Annotated in this window: 21 protein-coding genes; 9 read left to right on the forward strand and 12 right to left on the reverse strand. The window is 46.5% G+C overall.

Going from position 1 to position 21,287, the window contains the following annotated elements; genetic code table 11:
• The first annotated feature begins 60 nt into the window (after window positions 1–60).
• Window positions 61–606, forward strand: coding sequence for a hypothetical protein (locus tag BFP72_RS17730; RefSeq protein ID WP_099600416.1), 546 nt, complete (start codon window positions 61–63; stop codon window positions 604–606).
• 238 nt (window positions 607–844) lie between these two features.
• Window positions 845–1,960 carry a DEAD/DEAH box helicase gene (locus BFP72_RS17735; RefSeq protein WP_099600840.1) on the forward strand — a complete coding sequence of 372 codons (1,116 nt, stop codon included), beginning with the start codon at window positions 845–847 and terminating at the stop codon, window positions 1,958–1,960.
• A gap of 12 nt (window positions 1,961–1,972) precedes the next feature.
• Here the strand turns inward: BFP72_RS17735 and BFP72_RS17740 are convergent, their stop codons facing one another.
• The gene (locus BFP72_RS17740; protein WP_099600417.1) at window positions 1,973–2,659 is read right to left on the reverse strand and encodes a DUF2461 domain-containing protein; all 687 of its coding nucleotides are present in this window, start codon (window positions 2,657–2,659) and stop codon (window positions 1,973–1,975) included.
• 150 nt (window positions 2,660–2,809) lie between these two features.
• Here BFP72_RS17740 and BFP72_RS17745 point away from each other — a divergent pair, with 150 nt between their 5' ends.
• The 3 genes from BFP72_RS17745 to BFP72_RS17755 all read left to right on the forward strand — a co-directional run bounded on the left by BFP72_RS17745 (window position 2,810) and on the right by BFP72_RS17755 (window position 5,608).
• Window positions 2,810–3,256 carry a MarR family winged helix-turn-helix transcriptional regulator gene (locus tag BFP72_RS17745; protein WP_143520123.1) on the forward strand — a complete coding sequence of 149 codons (447 nt, stop codon included), beginning with the start codon at window positions 2,810–2,812 and terminating at the stop codon, window positions 3,254–3,256.
• Between the two features lie 37 nt (window positions 3,257–3,293).
• Window positions 3,294–4,673, forward strand: a complete 1,380-nt coding sequence (locus BFP72_RS17750; RefSeq protein ID WP_099600419.1) for a nitrate/nitrite transporter — start codon at window positions 3,294–3,296, stop codon at window positions 4,671–4,673.
• A 77-nt stretch (window positions 4,674–4,750) separates the two neighbouring features.
• On the forward strand, window positions 4,751–5,608 hold the full coding sequence (locus BFP72_RS17755; protein WP_099600420.1) for a DUF1571 domain-containing protein: 858 nt from the start codon (window positions 4,751–4,753) through the stop codon (window positions 5,606–5,608).
• Here BFP72_RS17755 and BFP72_RS17760 read toward each other — a convergent pair.
• From BFP72_RS17760 to rnr, 4 genes are read right to left on the reverse strand one after another with little or no spacing between them, the layout of a single operon-like run.
• Window positions 5,601–6,224 carry a rhomboid family intramembrane serine protease gene (locus BFP72_RS17760; protein ID WP_099600421.1) on the reverse strand — a complete coding sequence of 208 codons (624 nt, stop codon included), beginning with the start codon at window positions 6,222–6,224 and terminating at the stop codon, window positions 5,601–5,603. The two genes, BFP72_RS17755 and BFP72_RS17760, sit on opposite strands and share 8 nt — an antisense overlap.
• Before the next feature lie 9 nt (window positions 6,225–6,233).
• Window positions 6,234–6,536 (reverse strand): DUF1330 domain-containing protein, encoded by a 303-nt coding sequence (locus tag BFP72_RS17765; RefSeq protein WP_099600422.1) that lies wholly within the window; start codon window positions 6,534–6,536, stop codon window positions 6,234–6,236.
• A 1-nt stretch (window position 6,537) separates the two neighbouring features.
• Entirely contained in the window at window positions 6,538–7,515 is a 978-nt protein-coding gene (locus BFP72_RS17770) for a polyprenyl synthetase family protein (RefSeq protein WP_099600423.1), read from the reverse strand.
• Complete coding sequence (rnr, locus tag BFP72_RS17775; protein ID WP_099600424.1) at window positions 7,508–9,697, reverse strand: ribonuclease R; 2,190 nt, start codon at window positions 9,695–9,697, stop codon at window positions 7,508–7,510. The genes BFP72_RS17770 and rnr overlap by 8 nt, the downstream gene beginning before the upstream one ends.
• A 122-nt stretch (window positions 9,698–9,819) precedes the next feature.
• On the opposite strand from rnr, the gene BFP72_RS17780 reads away from it, so the two are divergent.
• The gene (locus BFP72_RS17780; RefSeq protein WP_099600425.1) at window positions 9,820–10,263 is read left to right on the forward strand and encodes a hypothetical protein; all 444 of its coding nucleotides are present in this window, start codon (window positions 9,820–9,822) and stop codon (window positions 10,261–10,263) included.
• A 51-nt stretch (window positions 10,264–10,314) separates the two neighbouring features.
• Here the strand turns inward: BFP72_RS17780 and BFP72_RS17785 are convergent, their stop codons facing one another.
• On the reverse strand, window positions 10,315–11,040 hold the full coding sequence (locus BFP72_RS17785; protein WP_099600426.1) for a 3'-5' exonuclease: 726 nt from the start codon (window positions 11,038–11,040) through the stop codon (window positions 10,315–10,317).
• A gap of 1 nt (window position 11,041) precedes the next feature.
• Window positions 11,042–11,935, reverse strand: coding sequence for an MBL fold metallo-hydrolase (locus BFP72_RS17790; RefSeq protein ID WP_099600427.1), 894 nt, complete (start codon window positions 11,933–11,935; stop codon window positions 11,042–11,044).
• A gap of 135 nt (window positions 11,936–12,070) precedes the next feature.
• On the opposite strand from BFP72_RS17790, the gene BFP72_RS17795 reads away from it, so the two are divergent.
• Window positions 12,071–12,325, forward strand: a complete 255-nt coding sequence (locus BFP72_RS17795; RefSeq protein ID WP_099600428.1) for a hypothetical protein — start codon at window positions 12,071–12,073, stop codon at window positions 12,323–12,325.
• On the opposite strand, the gene BFP72_RS17800 is transcribed toward BFP72_RS17795, so the two are convergent.
• From BFP72_RS17800 to dxs, 4 genes are read right to left on the reverse strand one after another with little or no spacing between them, the layout of a single operon-like run.
• Entirely contained in the window at window positions 12,315–12,755 is a 441-nt protein-coding gene (locus BFP72_RS17800) for a hypothetical protein (RefSeq protein ID WP_099600429.1), read from the reverse strand. The genes BFP72_RS17795 and BFP72_RS17800 overlap by 11 nt on opposite strands.
• A 56-nt stretch (window positions 12,756–12,811) precedes the next feature.
• Complete coding sequence (locus BFP72_RS17805) at window positions 12,812–14,290, reverse strand: transporter substrate-binding domain-containing protein (RefSeq protein WP_099600430.1); 1,479 nt, start codon at window positions 14,288–14,290, stop codon at window positions 12,812–12,814.
• Window positions 14,291–14,336: 46 nt separating this feature from the next.
• Window positions 14,337–15,101, reverse strand: coding sequence for an alpha/beta fold hydrolase (locus BFP72_RS17810; RefSeq protein WP_099600431.1), 765 nt, complete (start codon window positions 15,099–15,101; stop codon window positions 14,337–14,339).
• A gap of 7 nt (window positions 15,102–15,108) precedes the next feature.
• Complete coding sequence (dxs, locus tag BFP72_RS17815; RefSeq protein ID WP_099600432.1) at window positions 15,109–17,025, reverse strand: 1-deoxy-D-xylulose-5-phosphate synthase; 1,917 nt, start codon at window positions 17,023–17,025, stop codon at window positions 15,109–15,111.
• 112 nt (window positions 17,026–17,137) lie between these two features.
• Here dxs and BFP72_RS17820 point away from each other — a divergent pair, with 112 nt between their 5' ends.
• Window positions 17,138–18,268 carry a glycoside hydrolase family 3 protein gene (locus BFP72_RS17820; protein ID WP_099600433.1) on the forward strand — a complete coding sequence of 377 codons (1,131 nt, stop codon included), beginning with the start codon at window positions 17,138–17,140 and terminating at the stop codon, window positions 18,266–18,268.
• Between the two features lie 40 nt (window positions 18,269–18,308).
• Entirely contained in the window at window positions 18,309–18,737 is a 429-nt protein-coding gene (locus BFP72_RS17825; RefSeq protein ID WP_099600434.1) for a hypothetical protein, read from the forward strand.
• A gap of 20 nt (window positions 18,738–18,757) precedes the next feature.
• Here BFP72_RS17825 and BFP72_RS17830 read toward each other — a convergent pair whose 3' ends face one another.
• The gene (locus BFP72_RS17830; protein ID WP_099600435.1) at window positions 18,758–21,283 is read right to left on the reverse strand and encodes a heme lyase CcmF/NrfE family subunit; all 2,526 of its coding nucleotides are present in this window, start codon (window positions 21,281–21,283) and stop codon (window positions 18,758–18,760) included.
• Window positions 21,284–21,287: the final 4 nt, after the last annotated feature.

Below are 21,287 nucleotides of genomic sequence, written 5' to 3' on the forward strand. Positions count from 1 at the left end.
AAGCTAGGATAGACAGTCGTCTGTCTGTAGTCAGTCCTGTATGACTAACCTGGTGGAAAAATGAACGATTTTCTAGACAAGCATGGGTACCGAATATACGAAGGAGCGACGTTTGTGTTGATCCGTCATCACAGCCGCTCAACAGGGTGTGTACATACGATATTTTTGTCTGTCGTGGTGTCCATGACTATTCTGTCTCTATTTTTCTTCTTTACACTGGGAGACCCGACACTTTTGTTGGTATCTGTATTGGTTTCAGCGGCTTATTTGTTGGAACTAGAGCGGAGGCGTCGGGATGTCAAAAAGGTACGTTTGGATTTCGAGAAAGAGGAGTTTCAGGTGTTGAAGAAGGGCAAAGCAAGGCATTTCATGTTTCGTCAAGTGATCGAGGTAGTCTGTACGAGTGAGCACATCGGCAGTTATTCGTCTGCCCATCGACGTACAACGGAGGAGTACAAGCGTGAGATCAATGTGCTGTTTCAAGACGGCTATGTGATGACTATTTTTTCCATGATATCGGATTTTGCTGAGCCCGAGCCTGAGTCGGAAGAGTTGGTAGACTGGCTGGATAGGATTGTCAAACCGGAGCGACGGCTTTATTCTTAATGTTTTGATAATATATGAAGAGGAACATTGCCTGAGAAAATACCGTATTTCGAGTCAGAAAGTAATGGCAGTGTTCCATTATCAAAGACACAGCGGCTGTGGCCAAGCAAGAGCAGACAGTCGCGATCGAGGTTTTACCAACAGGACGCCTCACGAGCAGCTGGTTTTTTGACCGGCTTTTTTTGTGCCTACTTCCTTATTATTCCCCCTATCTTTGTGGCTCACAAACAATCGCATCGTGGCTACATTTTTAGAATTAGGTATATCCAAAGATCTCGTCAAAGGTCTCAAAGAACTAGGCATCCATACTCCCTCGGAGATACAAGCAGCGACTATCCCTACGCTGGTGTCTACTGAGACGGACTTCATCGGTCAAGCACAGACAGGTACAGGCAAGACAGCAGCATTTGGCTTACCCCTACTCTCCAATATCGACCCCAAGATGGATCAAGTACAGGCGGTGATTTTAGCTCCGACGAGGGAGTTATGTCAGCAGATTGCCAAACAGCTCTTCAAGTTTACGAAGTATTCGGACAAGGTATTTGTAGAGGCGGTGTTTGGAGGGGCTCAGATCGATGAGCAAATCAGTAGGCTCAGACGTCCAACACAAATCGTGGTAGCGACTCCTGGTAGGCTAGTAGACCTGATCGAAAGAAAAGCGGTACGTCTTGATCTGGTTAGAACAGTGGTACTGGATGAAGCGGATGAAATGTTAAGCATGGGGTTCAAAAAGGAGCTGAACAAGATCCTTGACATGACATCTGGTGAGCGTCACATTTGGCTGTTTTCTGCGACGATGCCTCCAGCGGTCAAGCAGATTATCAATACCTATTTGTCGCAAAAGGCGGTGAAAGTCGAGTTTAAGAAAAAGAGTTTGGTCAATGAGAGCATCACACATCAGTATGTGATATGTGATGCGCAACAAAAGCTGCAAGTCTTGTTATCGTTTTTGCAATCACAACGCGACCACCGAGGGCTAATTTTTTGCAATACGAAAGCTGCTGCTCAGACTTTGGCCAAGCAACTCATTGCCAAAAATATCAAGACGGGAGCCCTAGAGGGAGACATGAAACAAAAGGAACGAGACAAAGTGCTCCGTGCATTCAAAAACGAAGCACTGCAGATCCTCGTGGCTACTGATGTCGCTGCGCGTGGGATAGATGTCAAGGATCTGGCCTATGTACTCCACTACCAAGTGCCGCAAGATGTGGAATATTTCATTCATAGAGCTGGGCGTACGGGTAGAGCGGGTCAGTCTGGCTTGTCGATGTGTCTCATCGAGGACCGTGAAGAGAAAACTATTCGTTTTCTCGAAAAGGAACTAAAAATCAAAATGCAGCGCATCAAAAACTGATGATGGATCGGATCAATGCAGCGGTTCACCGTTGAAATCTGTGGAGAGAATGTCGCTCATGTAGTCGAAAAATGGTCGCATGTTTTGAAATTGTTCTGCAACGAGTTCATGGAAGTCGACGCTGTGGACTTCTCTCTCCGTAAAGTCATGACGAATCAAGAATTGCTTGTAACGCAACAAGTCAATGGCTGGATCGTCGGCTTCAAATCCTCTTGGGTAGGTTTTGAGTCGTGCACCGAGGAGTTGACCAAAATGTAGTTTGAACTCTGCTGCGTCTAGTATCTCACGAAGTGGCTCTGGGTCGAGCTGAATTTGTTTGCGGATGTGCAGCAGGTCTGCTGCATTCGGTCCCCAAAATCCACCGATGACATGGGTATGGTGTGGTTCGAGGTGGTAGTAGTACCCCCCACGACGCAGGGCAGTGGCCCGACGAAATCCCCCTCCGAAGTAGGTGCTATAGGGAGTCTTGTCTTTGGAAAAGCGTACGTCTCTATAGATGCGGTGGAGACTCTTTTTGCCTGTGGGTGTTTCGATGAGGTCGGACTTACTTAGAGATTGGTGTAGTTTTTCCGCGAAAGCGATGACTTGCTGGTGAGCCTTTAGATAGGTGTCCTTGTGCGTGTTGAACCACTCTCGGTTGTTGTTGTTTTGTAGTTGGTTGAGGAAAGCAAAAGGCTCCTTCAGTGGATGATTGGGCATGTGTTGTATGGTAATATTTGTAGCAATAATACGATACAATTGGGAGGAGAGGGATGTCTGGTGTTAATATTTGAGGGATATGGTTTTATCCGTCTCATGCGACAACCATTTGACGCAAGTCTGCGTATATTTGTTGCAACAGGAAACAAGATGGAAATAGGCCAAGAAATAAAAACGAAATTCAAGGACAATCGAAACAAGGCCATGGTCAACATCATGTATACCGCCAACTGGTTTCGAGATCTCAACCGAGACATTCTCAAACAATACAATATCCTCCCCCAACACTACAACGTCCTACGTATCGTCAATGGTGCCTACCCAGAGGCGAGTTGTCCGAGTGAGATCAAGAAGGTGATGCTTGACAAGAGTCCGGATATCACTAGACTCCTCGACAAGCTTGTCAAGATGGGCTACATCGATCGCTGTCTCAACGAAAGTAATAGGCGTAGCATGGATATCCGAATCAGTGTAGAGGGTCAGCGCGTCCTCGATGACATGACGAATCAAATGAATCAGATGCGTGCCGAGCATTTTGGGCTGACCGAAGAAGACGCGGACACGCTGAGCCAACTGCTCGACAAGGCTCGTCTATAAGACAACAGGCGCTCAGCCTACGTACCGTTCTAAAAATATGATAGATCACAAAAAATTGGGTAACTGGCCATTTCACCCTAAGAAATGGCCATTTTTTTATGGGTGGATGATTATCATCAGTGGTACGGTGGGGATCACGATGAGTATTCCTGGTCAGACTATGGGTGTATCGACATTTACTGATAGTTTGATCGAGGTGATGGGAATGTCACGTACCCAATTGAGTTTTGCTTATATGTGTGGTACTGTGCTGAGTGCATCGATGCTGACTTGGGTGGGACAAAAATACGACAAGCATGGTGCTCGTCCGATTGCGCTAATTTCCTCTTTAGCTCTTGGTGTGGTATTGATCTATCTCAGTCAAGTAGACACGGTTCAGTCTCTTTTTGGGGCGGACGGATCGTCGATGGTCGTCAATTTCATCATCATGTGTTCTGGTTTTTTTGCTTTGCGGTTTTCAGGACAAGGAGCGCTGACACTCGTTTCGCGCAACATGATGATGAAGTGGTTTGAGAAGCGGCGAGGTTTCGCGATGGGTTTTAGCAATGTCGCCACTTCGCTGACTTTTGCTTCTGCTCCAGTGTTGTTTGAGTTGCTGATCCAGAGCTATGCGTGGGATGGAGCGTGGATGATATTGGCAGTGATCACGGGGTTTGTGTTTCCTTTTTTCGTAGTGACTTTCTTCAGAGACGATCCCGAAAATAGTGGACTGAAGCCAGACGGTGATTTTGTCGAGTCTCAAAAAAGCAAAGCCAACCGGTTTCCGGTGGTTCGGGACTTTACACTCGCGGAAGCACAACGTACGCTGGGTTTTTGGATTTTTGCACTGATGCTTGCGATGCAGGCGCTCTATTGGACGGGGCTGACGTTCAACATTGTGTCGGTGTTCGAACTGGCGGGGTATTCTCGGGAGACTTCGGTTTCGATCTTTTTGCCTTCGTCGATCATCGCGATCTGTGTGACACTCGGGGTGAGTAGCCTCAGTGACCATATCAAACTGAAATACCTGCTCTACATCATGGGAGTGGGTTCGTGTACGGCATTGATTGGGATGATTTTCCTCGGAGAAGGGCATCTAGTGGTACCCAGGCTGGGAGAGATCGATGTGTTTTTCTATCTGCTGGTCTTGGGCAATGGAGTGATGATGGGCTTGTATGCCGTGATCTTGTCGGTGACTTGGCCGAGGTTTTATGGCAAGGCGCATTTGGGGGCGATCTCTGGCAGAGCGATTACGATGGTCGTGGTAGGTAGTGCCTTGGGACCAATGCTCTTTAGTGAATCTTTGGCTTGGTTTGGGAGTTATACATTTGCGGGCTGGGTGTGCTTTGGACTCTATGTGGTGTTGACGATATTGTCCATTTGGGCCAACAACCCCCAAGAAAAGCTTCGCGCGAAAGTCAAAACCAACGACGACTAGGGGTAACGGGCTTAGTAGTTGTCTTCCTAGTGAATGACCACCTAGAACGTATGGCTACCCATTAGACAATAGAAGTCATGAAAGCAGCATATAGTTTGGCAATTTGCCTTTTTTTCACCTTGAGTTCGTTTGATATTACTGATCCTGTGACAGTTTCTGTCACCGATAAGGTCAAGGAGGTATTTCAATCTACACAAGAGATACGTACGATGTCTTATGATTTCGTTCGTCAAGAGCGTGTGCGTGGTAAAATGCACAAAAATATCGCCTCGATCAAAATGACCAAGGTGCCGCACCGTGTGTATTTCAAAGAGAGCTTTCCCAACAACGGACTCGAAGTTCTCTACCCTCATCCAGAAGACGATACCAAAGCTCTGGTCAATCCAAATGGGTTTCCCTATGTCAACATGAAACTGGACCCGAGAGGAGACATCATGATGAAGAACCAACATTATTCTGTCCTCGATGCAGGGTATGACGGGGTGATTTCGGTACTGGAGTACTTGTTTTACAAATACAAAAACGAGATCAACAACCTCGTGGAGTACCAAGGGATGACTCTGGTGGATGGTAAAACCTGTGATGTGATCGTGATGGAAAACCCAGCTTTCAAATATGTGAACTACGCAGTGTCTGGTGGGGAGACCCTAGCAAGTATCGCCAAGAAGTATCGCTTGAGCGAGTACATGATCAAAGAGAAAAACAGCGACTTGTACCTAGATGATCTCAAATCCGGAGATGTCCTGAAATTGCCCACGGACTATTCTGCTAAGATGAAGCTATTCATAGATGTAGACAGACGCATCCCACTCCGCATCGATATCTACGATGAGGTCGGCTTATTCGAAAAGTACGAATTCAAAAATGTCGTCTTGAACCCCAACTTTAGAGACGAAGAGTTCTTGGACACCTATTCTGCGTATAGCTTCAATTGAACCACCGCCAGTCTGCAATCTGACTGATGAACGAAGAGAGAACTCCTGGATCCATGATCACACTAAAGACGATTCCAAAGACAGCGCCGATGAGGTGAGCATCGTGGTTGATATTGTCGGACATTTCCTTCCCCTTCATGTAGGAGTAGATCAGATATATGGCACCCATGATGAAGCCCGGGATACATATGAACCCGTACAAACAAACGTCATTGGTGGGGTAAAAGAGAATACTACTGAAGACCACGGCAGATACGCCCCCCGATGCTCCGAGTGAGTTGTAGCGAGAATCATTCTTGTGTTTGATGAGTGACGGCAAGTCGGAGATTACGATGGCTAGGAGATAAAAACCGATGAAGTACAAAGCACCTGCTTCGCCTTTGAGGCGAAAGAATAACTGCTCTACGAACCTTCCGAAAAAATAGAAAGTAAACATGTTGAAGGCGAGGTGCATCCAACTGCCATGGATGAACCCGGAAGTGATGACGCGGTACCACTGCCTGTCCTGTAGGATGCGCACAGGGTTCATCATGAGCTTGTATTGTAGGCTGGGATTTTGGAGCGCGGCATAACTCACCGCTACGGTGAGGATGATCAAAATGATAGTGATAGACATATTTGCTGTTTATAGTTTGGTCCCTTGTACCATCAAAATGGATCGAACAGATTGTTCTTTTAGATGAAGAAATTGTTTCCTCGTGTCGTCTTGTTTGAATCGGTCAAAATCGTCTTGAGAATCGAAAGAGACTATGTGAACCTCATAGGGTTTTTCATCATCACCAGCGATGAAGGCGGCTTGACCTGGTCGTATTCTTTGGATTAATTTGCCGTTGTATTTTTCCATGAGAGGAATGGCAAGCGATTCAAATTCATGAAAAACTTCTTCTTGCCCTTGATGGATGTAGATGAGTTGTATGATATACATCATATCAATGATCTCTTTGGATCAAAGCCTGGGTGAAGGCTTTGAGAGGTTCTAGGTCGTACTTGCTAGAGTCTAGATCGTCGAGTTGTTGAAAGCCCAAGTCAAAGTAGTGATTCATCTTTTGCTCCGAAATTTCTTTGATCTTAAGTTGTTCATAAACCTTTTTGACCTCCTGTACTTTTTTGTGTACATCAAATTCCGTTTGTTGGAGCCAGTATTCGAGGTTTTGAGCAGCGTCTCCTTCGGCATGCTCAATGGCTTTGAGGAGAAGGAAAGTCTTCTTGTTGGCAAGGATGTCCCCTCCTACTTGCTTGCCAAACTTGTCTGCATCGCCATAGACATCTAGGATATCATCCTTGAGTTGAAAGCCTATACCGATGTTGACCCCAAAATCTCTCAGGTGGATGGCCTCTTCTCGAGTCATGCCTGCGAGCAAGCCACCTAGTTCTAGCGAATATCCTAAAAGAACAGCGGTTTTGAGTTTGATCATCTCGATGTATTCCTCTTCGGATACTGTAGGTAGATTCTCAAAGTTCATGTCGAGCTGCTGCCCTTCGCAGACCTCTATCGCACATTGGTTGAAGAGCTTGATGAGGTAACGAATGTCATCATACTGTGCCTCTAGTAGGAGGTCGTAGGCCATGATCATCAGTGTATCACCAGAGAGTATGGCAATGTCCTTGTTCCATTTTTTGTACACAGTTTCTTGTCCACGGCGAAGTGGGGCCTCATCCATGATGTCATCGTGGATGAGAGTGAAGTTGTGAAAGAGCTCGATGGAGAGCGCAGGATGAATGATGGTCTCCCAATCTTTCTTTTTGGTGAGATATGCCATGATGGCCAAAATGGGACGCATTCGCTTGCCTCCCAAGTCTAGGGTATAGGCCAGTGGTGCGTACAATTCGTTGGGGTGCTTGTCAAACTCTATCTGCGCGATGGCGTCATTGAGCTTCTCTTGATAGGCTCTTAAATCTTCAGTCATTGATGTCAACAAACTCTAAATCTATCGTACGGCGGTTGATATCAGTGCCGACGACCATTACGATCACTTGATCGCCCAAAGTAAATACTCTTTTGTTTCGTTTGCCAATCATGCAATAGTTCTTTTCGTCAAACTCGTAGAAGTCATCCGTCATGCTGGCGGCACGGACCATTCCTTCGCATTTGGTCTCGGTGATCTCGACGAAGATACCAAACTCGGTGACTCCTGAGATGACGCCTTCGAAAGGTTTCTGCTCGACGGACTGCATGAACTCTACTTGTTTGAACTTGATCGAAGCACGCTCCGCATCTGCAGCTCGTTTTTCTCTTTCGGAAGAGTGGCGGCAGAGTTCTTTGTATTCGTCTGCTTTGGGAGACTTCTTCTTGAGCAGGTAGTGCTGGAGCAGGCGATGGACCATCACATCAGGGTATCGACGAATTGGCGAAGTGAAGTGCGTGTAGTGCGCAAATGCCAACCCGAAGTGACCTTTGGGGTCTGTGACATAGGCGGCCTTGGACATGGAGCGAATGGCCAGTGATTCCAATACGTTTTGCTCGGGTTTGCCCTGGATGTCTTCCATGAGTTGGTTGAGAGCTTTGGATACATCGTGTTGGATGCCAGTCACGCGATGACCAAACTTGACGGCAAATTTGGAGAAGCTTTCTAGTTTCTCAGAGTTGGGATCGTCGTGAGTACGGTAGACGAAAGTGTCCTTGCCACCGTCGAGTTTGAATACATACTCCGCCACGCTCTTATTGGCGAGTAGCATGAATTCCTCGACGAGTTTGTGTGCATCCTTTCGTACTTTGGGGATGATGCCCAGTGGTTTTCCGTTTTCGTCGAGTTTGAATTTCACTTCGACGGTTTCGAAGTTGATCGCTCCCTGATCGAAGCGTTTTTTCTTTAGTTTTTTGGCAAGAGCATTGAGGGTGTTGATTTCCTCTTGGTATTCTCCCTCACCAGACTCTATGCGTTCTTGTGCTTCTTCGTAAGTAAACCGTCGGTCCGAGTAGGTGACTGTTCTACCAAACCACTGCTTTTTGATGTTGGCATTCTCGTCGATTTCAAAGACAGCGGAGAAAGTAAGTTTTTCTTCGTGGGGGCGTAGCGAACAGACACCGTTAGAGAGTTTCTCTGGGAGCATCGGGATCGTACGATCGACGAGGTAGACGGACGTAGCGCGGTTGATTGCTTCGAGATCGAGAATGCCATCTGGCTCCACGTAGTGGGACACGTCTGCGATGTGTACTCCGATTTCGTGGTTTCCATTTTTGAGCTTTTGGATGGAAATCGCATCATCAAAATCCTTGGCGTCTTCTGGATCGATGGTAAAGGTGGTGATGTCTCTGAAATCCTTTCGTTTCTTGATTTCTTCTTTTGTGATTTCCGTGTTGATGTTTTCTGCCGCTTTCTCTACGTTTTTAGGGAACTCAAAAGGCAGATCAAATTCAGCCATGATCGAGTGGATTTCCGCTTCGTTTTCTCCAGCTTGGCCGAGCACCTTAGTGACTTGCCCTACGGGGTTTTTGGCCTTGCCACCATGCCATTCTTTGATCTTGACGAGTACCTTGTCGTTGGTCTGTGCTTTGCCGATTTTCTCGGGGTAGACGAATATGTCGACGTATATTTTTCTGTTGTCAGGTACGACAAATGCGTATTTGGGTAAAATTTCGATTTTGCCTACGAATTCGTTTTTGGTGCGCTCGATGATGCGGACGACTTTGCCTTCGGGCTTGGAACCTGACCTGCGACCTTGTTTCATTCGTACTTCTACCCGGTCCCCATCGATGGCATTTTGTAGGTCTTCGGTTTTGACCCATATGTCATCGATATCTTCGTCGGTATCATTGTCTAAGACGATGTATGCAAAGCGTTTGTTGACATGATCTACACGGCCGACGAGTCCACTGTTTTCCGATGCATTTTTTTCTTCTGTGAGGACGAAGTGCCCATTGCGGAGTTGTTTTAGGACTCCTTCGTGCTCTAGCTCGAGGAGGTAGTTGACCGTCTCACGTTTGCTGTTTTTGTCGCGGATGCCTGCTTTGGTGAAGATCTGTTTGACAGATAGGCTTGTGTTAGAGTTGTCTTCAAACACGTCTCTTACGGATCTTTTGATGTAGGATAGGTTGGGAGTTTTTCCAGCGGGTTTAGATTTTCGCTGGTTATTTTTCTTTTTTGCCATAAGGGCTGTTGTATAAAATTCAAGTAAATCTAATCAGCTTACCACACAAAGCTTTAAATATTTGGGTGGAATGTTACTTTGCTGAAATGTTTCTATTTTTGAGAAACGAACCAAACTAGGCTATGAAAAACCTCCTTCTTCTCGCTCTTCTCTTGTTTTTTGGACTCACGTCACAGGCCCAGTACCAAGAAAACCACGTGTCTTCTGTCAGTCCTGCCCAAAAGGAAGCGCTGCGCAAAGTGGCACAATACAGCAAACTCAAGCGTACGGGCTTTACGATGCTGGCTGCTGGAGCGGTCGTGACTATCGCAAGTGCTGTTGTCATCTCGAGTGCTGACTGGTACTATGATTCGTACTCGCAGCAGTATATGACTGATAGCGAAAGCGCAGTGTATGGTGTCGTGGGCTTAGTATATCTAGGTATACCGTTGATCGCAGGAGGAACAACTTTGGCCATCATTGGCAATGCCAAAGAAAAGAAATACCTCCGTCGTCTTGACAACCTCAATGTCTCCTTTTTCAATCATCAAGGAGCCAATGGTTTTCAGTTGGTTTACAATTTTTAGTTCTTCGGGTTCGCAAACCTTGTGGAGAATACGTCCAACCGCTCTTGAAGGTTATTCTACTGCTGTGATTTTGTCTGCAGAGACTATTTCCATCCCTTTCATTTTGAGGAATACTTGCGCGGTAGCGATGACATCTTGGTTGCAATAGTGTGCGATTCTATTTAGATCTTTTTCTTGATAGTAGACTCGGTTGACATCACTGCCATTGATGTCCCCTTTGGGAGACGGGATGTCAAAGACTGACGTCAAAAGGTCGAGAGAAGTAAAACTCTTCCAGTCTCCAAATTTCCACATTTGCATGGTGTCCAGGTGTTGTATCTCCCACGGTTTCTTGCCAGATAGTTCGAGGTATGGAGGCAGAGGGATTTGGTTGATAAGCATGCGGCGCGAAAGGTAGGGGTAGTCAAATTCTTTGCCGTTGTGCGCACAAAGCTGAATTTTGCTCTGGTCATGGTTTTGAAACAGTTTGATAAAGGATAGAAGGAGGTCGTGTTCGCTTTCAGAGGTTAGCGCCTTGACTCGAAAGTTCCATTCTTTCTTTTCGTCTAGGTAGAGCATGCCTACGGAGATACAAATGATTTTGCCAAATTCGGCATAGATGCCTGCGCGATCGAAGTAGAATTCTATTGGGTCATATTCCGCTTCTCCGTTGAGGAGATTGGCTTTTTTGATCCAAAGTGCTTGGAATTTGTCGTCTAGATCTCCGAAGTTTTCTACTGCAGAGGCCGTTTCAATATCAATGAATACGAGGTGTTTGTGGTTGGTGAGTTGTTGCATGTCAGGGTTGTGTTTTCTTGGTCCAGTAGCGAACAAGCCCCGCTACGCTCATCCATGAGGGGTTGGCCGCTTCATATTGGGCGATCTGTATGTTGTTGAGTCCTGAGGCTCGGAGTTGATCGGTGGTGAAAGATTGAAAAAGTGGAATGATTGCCTCGTTGCTCAGACCGTCTTTCCAGTGTTCGTAGACGAAGGACGACCAACTCTCGAGCATTGTAGATAACTGATCGAGGTGTTCGTCTATGTTTTCGACATAATCATAGTGTGTTAGGTAGAGTCTTTTGGCTTTTCGCTGACGCAGTAGAGCGATAGAGTCTAGCCAGTCTTCGATGTGAATGTCTGGCGGAGGGCATGGAGGCTGTACCGGTCCACCGCCAATTTTGACACCCGCGACATCCCCAGTGCATATGCTGTCTTCTATCTGCCAAGCGATATGGTGTTTGGCGTGCCCAGGAGTATGGAGACTTACGAAGTTCACTCCGCCGATAGTTACAGTCTGTTGGTGCTCGACTTGTGTCAATTGTGTTTCTGGTATAGGCTTCATTTGACCCCAGAGAGAGTCCATTTGCTCTTGGTAGATTTGCCGAGCAGAAGCCATGAGGCGAGAGGGGTCGGCCATGTTGCGTGCGCCAAAGGGGTGAAGGTAGATCTGTGCTCGCTGCTCTGCAAATGCCCATGCAGCTCCGGCATGGTCTAGGTGAATGTGGGTGAGCAGAACGTGCCGGATGTCTTCGAGGTGGTAGCCATGTGACTGGATGGCACTGACGAGTGCGGGATAGGTGGAATGGGGCCCGGTTTCGATGAGAACAGGCCCGTCAGAGGTTTCGATGAGATAGGAGGCGATGGCGTGTTCGAGTCCTTTGAAGTGTAAATCGATGGTGTTAATCTTAGCCATATATTTGGGGTAGTTGTGTAGGTTAAGATAGCAATTGAAAGGAAGTCTAGAAAGGACTCGGTAGTCTATTTTTGTCTTGGGAGGAGAATCGTGTTCATGATTTTTTGTAACTTATCTCAAACAACAGGAAGGTATATGGGGAAGATGAAATTCATGGACCTGTCTTTAGAAGATAAGATTCAGCACCTGTATGAACATGCTCAATTTGTGATGGATATCCGGTACTATCGGTTCAAGATCAATTTATTTCTTTTGAACGGACATTACTTTGAGGTTTTTATCGCATACAAGGAAGTGGAAATTACTAAGATTGTTCCTTTGGATTATGAATCGAACCGTTTTGGTTTTTACCTGGACCAGGTTCGGTTGCCAAAATGGGCTAATTCTTAATACCTAACCGGTTGGATAGAGAGCGGATGGAAGCTTCTTCTTCCTCCGAAATACCCCCAGCGATATTGGCAAAGAGGTACATGGTCTCTAGGACAAATTCTTGGTCAAGTGGATCCTCCTTGATGCTATGCTGTAGGGCATTGAGAAACTTTTTGTTCCACTTGTCGATGTTGTCGAGGAGATACCGGATCTCGGTCCGAAAGGCCATGGCTACCCGGTCTCTATCATCAGTTGGGGATTCGAATTCTGCAGCGAGTCCTCGGGTCGCCATGACGATCCCATTCCATTCTTCTTGGTCCAGGACACCGTCGCTCATGCATACGAGCAATGCAGGGTACAGCTTGGTCAGATAGACAAATTGCTCCTTGGAGAGAGAGATTCGTCGGTATTTGATGTATTCGGTATAGAGTTGATGTATTTGTTCGTCCATGGTTTGGTCAGGTGTTTTCAAATTAGTCAATCATGGGCGAATATCATGGTGATACATTAGTTTATGCTATCGGTAGAGAGGCTATCAGTTAGTGGGACCATTTGTAGGTAGCGGTCATAGCGGTACAAGATGTCACTGACGTATTCGACAGGTTCGCTACCGCGGCAGTAGCCATAGGTGACGACAGGGTCTTCGAAATATTTCCTTTTGGATTTGAGGAGCAGGTATTTGGAGACGTTGTCCTCCCAGACGGTAGGGTCTCCCCCGTATTTTTTGGTGAGTTTGACGGCATCTCGGACGTGTCCATCACCTACATTGTATGAGGCTAGGATAAACTTCTCCCTTTCGGTTTCATTTGGAATATGTTTCCATTTGTTTTCCAACCATAGGAGGTGTTCTGTCCCTGCATCTAGGTTTTGTTGAGGATCATAGAGATTGAAGCTGCCATAGGCTCGTCCTGTACGTGGCATGATTTGCATGAGACCGATAGCGCCTACCCAGGATTTGGCTCGAGAGTCAAAGCGTGATTCTTTGGAGATTTGAGCTGCTAGTAGCCTCCAGTCCCAGCCGATTCGGTTCGCGTAGTGCTTGATCAAACTATCGTACGGAGAGAGTTTTTTGCTATCCGTGGAGTAGTATTCGCTACTGATGATCGCTTTGCTGACTCGGTAGTTTTTGAAGTACTTATCATATAGCGCATAGTATTCGTTGGTTTTTTTCATTTTGACTATCCATGCATTGATCACTTGGAGTAGTTTGGGGGCATTTTTTCGTAAGCCCCAGGCGATTTCTTGAGGGAAGCTCACAGCTGTTTCCACATCTAGGATGGGGAAGTACCGTGCACTGACTTGTGCGATGTCTTCATCAGCTACGGTGTATTCGATTTCGCCATGGGCGACTTGCTCGATGATGGCTTCTGTTTCTTGATGGACTGTGTCTTGGATGACGATGATGTCTCCACCGATTTCGTCCGATAGGCTTTTGAGGCGAGGGATGTAGGCGGAATTTGGTCTGACATAGATCTTTTTTCCTTTGAGTTCGACAGGGTTTCTGATAAGTGTCTTCTCTATTTCGTGGAGTTTCATTTCCCGCCAGTTTTTGGGTTTACGCTGGACGAGCATTTGCCGGACCAGATGGTGGGGCTCGGTGAATGTGATGTATTTTTTTCGTTTTTGTGTGATGGTAAGGTTGCGTGCGATGATGTCGCCTTCTCCTTTGTTGAGTTTGTCGAAACTCTCGGCGATGTCCTTGGTGATGTTGAAGCGTAGTTCTACACCGATGGATTTGGCAAAGATGGAGATGAGCTCGTACTCATACCCCATGGGTTCGCCTCTGTACAAAAACAAGCCTGTGGAGCTGTTTTCTACAATGGCAGTGATGTAGCCTCTTTTTTTGATTTGGTCCAAGTCAAAATCTACCGCATGATCTGGATCCATGGTGTAGATTTCTAGATCATTGGTTTCATTGGAGGGGCTTTGGCAGCCAAATACAAAAAACAGGGGGATGAAAAGTACTAGGATTGTGGCTTTTCTCATAAATCAGTTATGTATTGAGTCCCCATAACGCTAATTCGGGGAATTTCTAAAGGTACTGATTAATAAATGATTTGATAAAATTTAGGCTATCATTTTTGTTTTCAAGAAAACCATTGTGGCCTACACCTTTGAGAATCAGGGAGTCTCCATTGTTGATCTTTTGGATCATTTCTTGGGAGGTCTCTAGGCGTACAGCCATGTCACGTTCTCCTGCGATGATGAATACGGGTTTTTGACAATCCGAGAGTACATAAGTACGGTCGATTCGTTTTTTCATGGCCATGGCATAGGCAATGACACTAGCAGCAGGGGTTTGTATGGCCGCCTTTTTGATTTCACCGATTTCTGAGGCAAAGCGTCGGCGGTTTTCGGGAGCAAAGAGACCTTCTAAGAAGGAATTCATGAAACTCTTTACTCCATGGTTTTGAATGTATTCTTTGACTTTGTCGCGCACCTTTTTCTTCTCTTCGTCATCTGCCAATGTGGTGGAAGAGAATAACCCAAAGCCGAGGACACTGTCTGGATAATTATCAGCGAGTGAAAGTGCAACATATCCTCCCAACGAATGCCCGATGACAAAGTATTCATCGATACCATGGTCGGAAAGCTCCTCTTGTATGAGGTCTGCGATATCGTCAATACTAAAATCATCTACGATGAGTTTGGATTGACCATGTCCGGGTAGATCGACGAGGATTACTTCGTATTGTAGGGAGAGGGCAGCGGCATAGTCTGTCCATATCGCCATGGTTTCACAATACCCGTGTAAAAAAACGATACTCGTTCCTGATCCAGATATTTTGATGTTCATCGTGTGGTTATGCGGTGATGGTTTCCAATAGTTTTTTGGCGGATTGATAGAGTCCTACTGTGTCGAAACCGCAGTCTCTCTGTAGCTCTTGCTGTGTGCCGTGCTCGATGATGGCGTCAGGAATGCCCAAGCGCACGACTTTGGCATGGTAGTCATGATCAGCCATGAACTCTAAAACTGCAGACCCAAAGCCTCCTTGGAGTGAGCCATCTTCTACGGTGATCACGTACTTGTATTTTTGGAATACCTCATGCAGTAGTTTTTCATCGAGAGGTTTGACAAAGCGCATGTCGTAGTGACCTACTGAGAGGCCTTCTTGGTCTAGTTGTGAGCATGCTGCTGTAGCGTAGTTGCCCACATGTCCTAGTGTCAAATAGGCTAGCTCCTCCCCTTCTTTTATTTTTCGGCCTTGACCGATTTCTATTTTTTCGAATTTCTTTCTCCAATCTGGCATGACACCATTGCCACGAGGGTAACGAATTGAAATGGGTCTAGCGTTTTCGGGTAGTTGGGCAGTGTACATCATGTTTCGGAGTTCTTGCTCGTTCATTGGAGCAGAGACGACCATGTTTGGTATACACCTGAAGTATGCAATGTCGTAGCATCCGTGATGTGTTGGCCCATCGGCTCCTGCAAACCCCGCCCTATCTAGGCAGAATATGACGTGTAGGTTTTGGATGGCTACATCGTGAATCACTTGGTCATACGCGCGCTGCATGAAGGTCGAATAGATGTTGCAAAACGGGACGAGTCCTTGTGTGGCTAATCCTGCAGAAAAAGTAACAGCATGCTGTTCGGCGATACCCACGTCAAAGGCACGGTCTGGCATGGCCTTCATCATGATGTTGAGCGAAGAGCCAGAAGGCATTGCGGGAGTGACTCCCATGATTTTGTCGTTGGTTTCTGCGAGCTCCACCAGTGTGTGACCAAATACGTCTTGGTACTTGGGAGGCTGTGGTGTGTCGTATTCTTTTTTGAATATCTCTCCTGTGAGCTTATCAAATGTCCCAGGAGCATGCCATTTGGTTTGGTCTTTTTCTGCCAAAGAATACCCTTTCCCTTTTTTGGTGATGACATGGAGTATTTTGGGGCCATTGATGCCCTTGAGATCCTTGAGGACGCTAGTCATGTGATTGACATCATGGCCATCGATTGGACCAAAGTAACGTAGGTTGAGGGACTCAAAGAGATTACTTTGCTTGAGCAAAAAGGTCTTGACACTGCTTTCGAAGCTGGATGCAATTTCTCTTGCATTGGGACCGAATTTGCTAATTTTCCCTAGGACTTTCCAGGCTTCGTCTCGAAGTTTGTTGTAGGCATGCGAAGTAGTGATGTCTGTGAGGTAGTCGCGGAGCGCGCCTACGTTGGGGTCGATCGACATGCAGTTGTCGTTGAGGATGATCAGTAGGTTGGAGTTGGATACTCCAGCGTGATTCATCGCCTCAAAGGCCATTCCACCTGTCATCGCACCGTCACCGATTACGGCGATATGATGCTTGTTGTTTTCTTTTTTGTATTTGGATGCTTCGGCCATACCGAGAGCAGCAGAGATGGAGGTGGAAGAGTGGCCTACACCGAAAGCATCGTACTCACTTTCTTTGATTTTGGGAAAGCCAGACAACCCACCGTATACTCTGTTGGTATGAAAATTGTCCATACGTCCGGTGAGGATTTTGTGACCGTAGGCTTGGTGTCCTACATCCCAGATGAGTTGGTCGCTCGGAGTGTCAAAGACATGATGTAGCGCTACGGTGAGTTCTACTACACCTAGGCTTGCACCAAAATGCCCACCATAGACGGACACCACATCGACGATGTACTGTCTCAGCTCGGTGGCCAGCTGTACCAATTGGACAGCATCTAAGTCTTTCATGTCGTCAGGAGAGTGAATTCCTGCTAGCAACTTGCCCGGCTCTATCTGCATGATTTATTCTATGGTTATATGTCGTACGCTCCTACTCAGTGCTTCAAAAATGAGCGTTTTGATTTTAGGGTAGCAAAAATAAACAGAATTAGTTATTTAATTTACATCTTCAATGTTTCAAGTAATTATGAATAAAGTATTGTTTCTCGTTCTGCTTCAATCAGTTGTCTATCATGGTTTTGCCCAAGAGTATGTGGAGGATACGGTGACCCTTCCCCGAGAAGTAAGTTTAGATGTGATGATTGGCCAAATGATCATGACTGGAATAGGTGATCAGTCCTATATGCGTGCAGGAGACCCTGTGCTACGAGACATTCGTGAGGGGAAGGTTGGAGGAGTGATTTTTTTTGAAAAGAATATCAACAAGAATAGCCCAGCGGATCAACTCAGAAGGAGTATTGCCATGCTCAATGCTGAAGCGGCAATTCGGTTGTTTGTCAGTATAGACGAAGAAGGAGGCAAAGTCAATCGTTTAAAACCAAAATATGGGTTTCCAGAGACGAAGACGGCTGCTTACCTTGGAGCGATTGATGATTTGGACACCACGAGATACTATGCTGCTGCTACCGCCTCGACTTTGCATGAGTTGGGCTTTAACCTCAACTACGCGCCAGATGTAGACGTAGCGATCAACCCAGAAAACCCAGTGATCGCCAAGATAGGGAGGAGTTTTTCGGCGGATGCGGCGGAGGTTGCCAAGCACGCGAGCGCAGTGGTCGATGTACACCGTGAGTATGAAGTGATGACGGTACTCAAGCATTTTCCTGGACATGGGAGTTCTCATGCCGATTCGCACCTTGGTGTGGCAGACGTGACGAGCTATTGGCAGTTTAGCGAGTTGATGCCGTACAAGTATATGTTGGACTCAGGGAGGGTTGATGCGATCATGACAGCACATATTGTCAACAAGCATTTGGATCCAAGTGGATACCCCGCCACACTTTCTCCAGTGATTGTGCCGGAGATATTGCGAGGGTTTTTGGGCTATGATGGCGCGGTGTTCTCGGACGATATGCAGATGCATGCTATTTCTAAGAATTTTGGATTCAAAGAGTCAATTAAACTGGCCATTCTTGCAGACGTGGATGTGCTGATGTTTGCCAATAACGTACCTGGCAATGAGAAGAGGTCTGCTGCAGAAATACATGAAATCATCAAGTCATTTGTGGAGGCAGGGGAGATTTCTGTCGATAGAATTCGAAAATCCTATGATCGGATCATGCGCATGAAAAGTAATTTGTAGTCTATATTTGTGACTTTTCTGACCAACTAATTTGTAGACAATGAAAGGAATTAAAGGATTGATAATTGGAGTGTTGGCTGTTTCAACACTGTCTTGTGGTGATGATTCTCAGAATGAAGCACAAGTGGGAAAGTGGTTGGCAGAGCCAGATGGGGTAGAGCGTTCAGGGTGTGATTTGGAATCAAACGATGGACTCGTAAATTGCCAAGTTACCAACAACTCTTCATGTGTGGTATTGGATTTGGGAATCAACGATCTCTATAGTCTGACTATTGCTTTGGATGGCAATGCCAATCGTGTGGAGGCGGGTTCGTATACACTGGAGAAGAATAAAATAATTTTGTGCCCTGGAGGTGGATCAGACTGTTATACTGTACCAGTTGTAGATTCTGACTTCAGCAGCATGACGATCGAGATAGACACTCCAGAGGATGGGTGCGAGCTCCGTATCGATATGACAAAAATATAATGAGATGAAAGCAAAAGGGTTTATTCTAAGCCTTTTGCTTTCATTTTGACGAACTCACCATAGCGTCGAGTGATCGCGATGATGAACCCAATCACCATTACGAGGGTGCCTATCCAGAGTATATTGATCATTGGTTTTTCGACCGCTTCGAGTATCACCCAGTCTTTTTGTGTTTTGTTTACCCCGATTTTGAAACTGTTGCTTTTTGGGTCGATTTCCGTGATGGTGAGCTTGACGCCTAGGTCATGGATGATATCAGAGAGCAGACCTGCTTGGTTGTTTTTGATGATGTAATAAGGCTCAGCGAGGTAGTCTCGATCACTGCCCTTCACTCGGATGTCTGCTTTGATAGCGACATCTCCTTCTCCTAGTGTCAGCCCGTCCAGTTCGGTCACCCGTTGTACCTTTTCGAGTGTGGCCACAAAATCATTGACAAAGAAGGGTTCGTCGAGTTGAGTCGTGATGATTTCTGTTTCGCTCCAGTCTGTCTCTTGATCTGGGTCTGGGAAGGTTCGCACATGCGTGTAAAGGTCAAACCCTAGTTTGCGCTTGATGTCAGGAGAAAAGACCGTCATGTTCATCTTTTCATTGATCTGCACCGTTGGGTAGAGGTCGAATGATGTTTCTCCCTTGGTATAAGCGATTTCGAAGTAGCTCGTCTCAGGTGTGATCAGGGTGAGAGTATCCCCCTGATGGAAAACAACTTCTTCATCTGAAGATAAGTCAACCGCAGCGATGGCTTGTGTTTCGTTGATTTGATTGATGTCATGGATGTTGACATAGCTAGGGAATCCCTCGATGCGTTTGCGTGTGCCTTTGTAGTTGAGAGAGTACTCTCCCATCTGGCGGTCTTCGTTTTGGAAGAGCAATAGATTCTTTTGGTTCACTTCGTCTGGAAATTCTTTGCTCCATACCAGTCCTGTTTGGTTGAGCGAGACGATTTTGGAGTAGCCTGAGGAGAACAATACTCCCAAGAGCATCATGGCGATACCGATATGACTGATGGCTCCACCTGACAAATTGATATTGGTTTTCCATCGATCCAATAAAATCTTGGCATTGGCGATGATGGAGTAGGTTCCTGCTGTCAGTACGAGGATGTAGGTGATGTTCTGGACTTTGAAAAGGATGATGATCGCTGCAGTGATGGCCAATGTGAGCACAATGGGTAGCAGTAGTGCATCTTTGAGTTTGGTTTTGTCCATTTTGTTCCACCAAAAAAACTGCCCCGTACCTGATAGAAGAGCGATCAATACGCCCCCCCAAAGCTGATACTGCGTGTAATATTCCACTTGATCTACAGGAGGAGCCATGTTGGAGTCAATCCCGACGAGCCCCACGAGGGCGTTCCACACAGGGATGGATGTAGGAATGATCACTTGGAATCCCATCAGACAGAGTACAGTTGCTCCCATGAATATCCAAAACTCACGAGAGTAGGTCGAGACTTCTTGTTCGTCGCTTTCGAGTTTTTTCCATGATCTGATGATCAAAAAGAGCGTCCCAAGGACAAAGGCCAGAAGATAAACGAGCAATTGTCCGGAGAGCCCCAAGTCTGTAAAGGAGTGAACAGACGAATCACCCAAGATGCCGCTTCGGGTTAAGAATGTAGAATATACAATCAGCAAGAAAGCCGATACCGCAAGGATGATGGCTGATTTGAGTGCAGTGGTACTTTTCTTGAAGGCGATCATGGTGTGGATCGCTGCGATGAGAACGAGCCAAGGTACGTAGACGGCATTTTCTACAGGGTCCCAGTTCCAGTAGCCGCCAAAATTGAGCGTTTCGTAAGCCCAGTAGCCGCCCATCAAGATTCCCACGCCTAGGACGACTGCTGAGAATAGCGACCAAGGCAAGGCGGGCCTGATCCATTCTTTGAATTTACCCAACCATAGCCCAGCGATACAGTATGCAAAGGGAATCAGAGTCGTCGCAAAACCTAAGAACAAGGTCGGTGGGTGGATGACCATCCAGTAGTTTTGGAGTAGCGGGTTTAGTCCAGAGCCGTCTTCGGGGATGAAATCCGGGCTGGTTTTGAATATCGGTGCATCCATCGCATCACGTAGGAGGATGAATGGAGAACTGCCGATTTTGAGATTGAAAAGAACCACACCGAGGATCATCGATAGCAAAAATCCCTGTACGATAGCGAAGATGGCCATTACGGGGGCTTCCCAAAATTTGTTGGTACGGATGAGGACGAACCCTAGGATGGCATTCCAGAAGATCCAAAGGAGGAAAGACCCCTCCTGCCCTTCCCAAAAGGCGGAGATTTGGTAGTAGACTGGGAGGACAGTCGAACTGTGGCTGTAAGCATAGTGGTACTCAAAGTAACCCCTGTTGATGATGGTGAAGAGCGTCGCGACGACCCCAAGAGCCGAGCCGCCATGTACCCAAAAAGCTATCCGGGCGAAACGCATCCAAGAGTCTTTGTCTGCGATCTCAGTAGATTGTACAGAACGAAAATAGCCGTAGGCCGACACCAAAGCACTGACGAATGCAGCGATGATCAAAAAGTGACCCAGAGAGCCAATGAAATAATGCATAGGG

Origin of the sequence: Reichenbachiella sp. 5M10 (genome assembly GCF_002742335.1) — a bacterium.
Lineage (GTDB): Bacteria > Bacteroidota > Bacteroidia > Cytophagales > Cyclobacteriaceae > Reichenbachiella.

What these genes read in the sequence shown, in the direction of transcription:
- BFP72_RS17730 (WP_099600416.1), top strand. Translation starts at nt 61, where the DNA reads ATGAACGATTTTCTAGACAAGCATGGGTACCGAATATACGAAGGAGCG.
- BFP72_RS17740 (WP_099600417.1), bottom strand. Translation starts at nt 2,659, where the DNA reads ATGCCCAATCATCCACTGAAGGAGCCTTTTGCTTTCCTCAACCAACTA.
- BFP72_RS17745 (WP_143520123.1), top strand. Translation starts at nt 2,810, where the DNA reads ATGGAAATAGGCCAAGAAATAAAAACGAAATTCAAGGACAATCGAAAC.
- BFP72_RS17750 (WP_099600419.1), top strand. Translation starts at nt 3,294, where the DNA reads ATGATAGATCACAAAAAATTGGGTAACTGGCCATTTCACCCTAAGAAA.
- BFP72_RS17755 (WP_099600420.1), top strand. Translation starts at nt 4,751, where the DNA reads ATGAAAGCAGCATATAGTTTGGCAATTTGCCTTTTTTTCACCTTGAGT.
- BFP72_RS17760 (WP_099600421.1), bottom strand. Translation starts at nt 6,224, where the DNA reads ATGTCTATCACTATCATTTTGATCATCCTCACCGTAGCGGTGAGTTAT.
- BFP72_RS17765 (WP_099600422.1), bottom strand. Translation starts at nt 6,536, where the DNA reads ATGATGTATATCATACAACTCATCTACATCCATCAAGGGCAAGAAGAA.
- BFP72_RS17770 (WP_099600423.1), bottom strand. Translation starts at nt 7,515, where the DNA reads ATGACTGAAGATTTAAGAGCCTATCAAGAGAAGCTCAATGACGCCATC.
- rnr (WP_099600424.1), bottom strand. Translation starts at nt 9,697, where the DNA reads ATGGCAAAAAAGAAAAATAACCAGCGAAAATCTAAACCCGCTGGAAAA.
- BFP72_RS17780 (WP_099600425.1), top strand. Translation starts at nt 9,820, where the DNA reads ATGAAAAACCTCCTTCTTCTCGCTCTTCTCTTGTTTTTTGGACTCACG.
- BFP72_RS17785 (WP_099600426.1), bottom strand. Translation starts at nt 11,040, where the DNA reads ATGCAACAACTCACCAACCACAAACACCTCGTATTCATTGATATTGAA.
- BFP72_RS17790 (WP_099600427.1), bottom strand. Translation starts at nt 11,935, where the DNA reads ATGGCTAAGATTAACACCATCGATTTACACTTCAAAGGACTCGAACAC.
- BFP72_RS17795 (WP_099600428.1), top strand. Translation starts at nt 12,071, where the DNA reads ATGGGGAAGATGAAATTCATGGACCTGTCTTTAGAAGATAAGATTCAG.
- BFP72_RS17800 (WP_099600429.1), bottom strand. Translation starts at nt 12,755, where the DNA reads ATGGACGAACAAATACATCAACTCTATACCGAATACATCAAATACCGA.
- BFP72_RS17805 (WP_099600430.1), bottom strand. Translation starts at nt 14,290, where the DNA reads ATGAGAAAAGCCACAATCCTAGTACTTTTCATCCCCCTGTTTTTTGTA.
- BFP72_RS17810 (WP_099600431.1), bottom strand. Translation starts at nt 15,101, where the DNA reads ATGAACATCAAAATATCTGGATCAGGAACGAGTATCGTTTTTTTACAC.
- dxs (WP_099600432.1), bottom strand. Translation starts at nt 17,025, where the DNA reads ATGCAGATAGAGCCGGGCAAGTTGCTAGCAGGAATTCACTCTCCTGAC.
- BFP72_RS17820 (WP_099600433.1), top strand. Translation starts at nt 17,138, where the DNA reads ATGTTTCAAGTAATTATGAATAAAGTATTGTTTCTCGTTCTGCTTCAA.
- BFP72_RS17825 (WP_099600434.1), top strand. Translation starts at nt 18,309, where the DNA reads ATGAAAGGAATTAAAGGATTGATAATTGGAGTGTTGGCTGTTTCAACA.
- BFP72_RS17830 (WP_099600435.1), bottom strand. Translation starts at nt 21,283, where the DNA reads ATGCATTATTTCATTGGCTCTCTGGGTCACTTTTTGATCATCGCTGCA.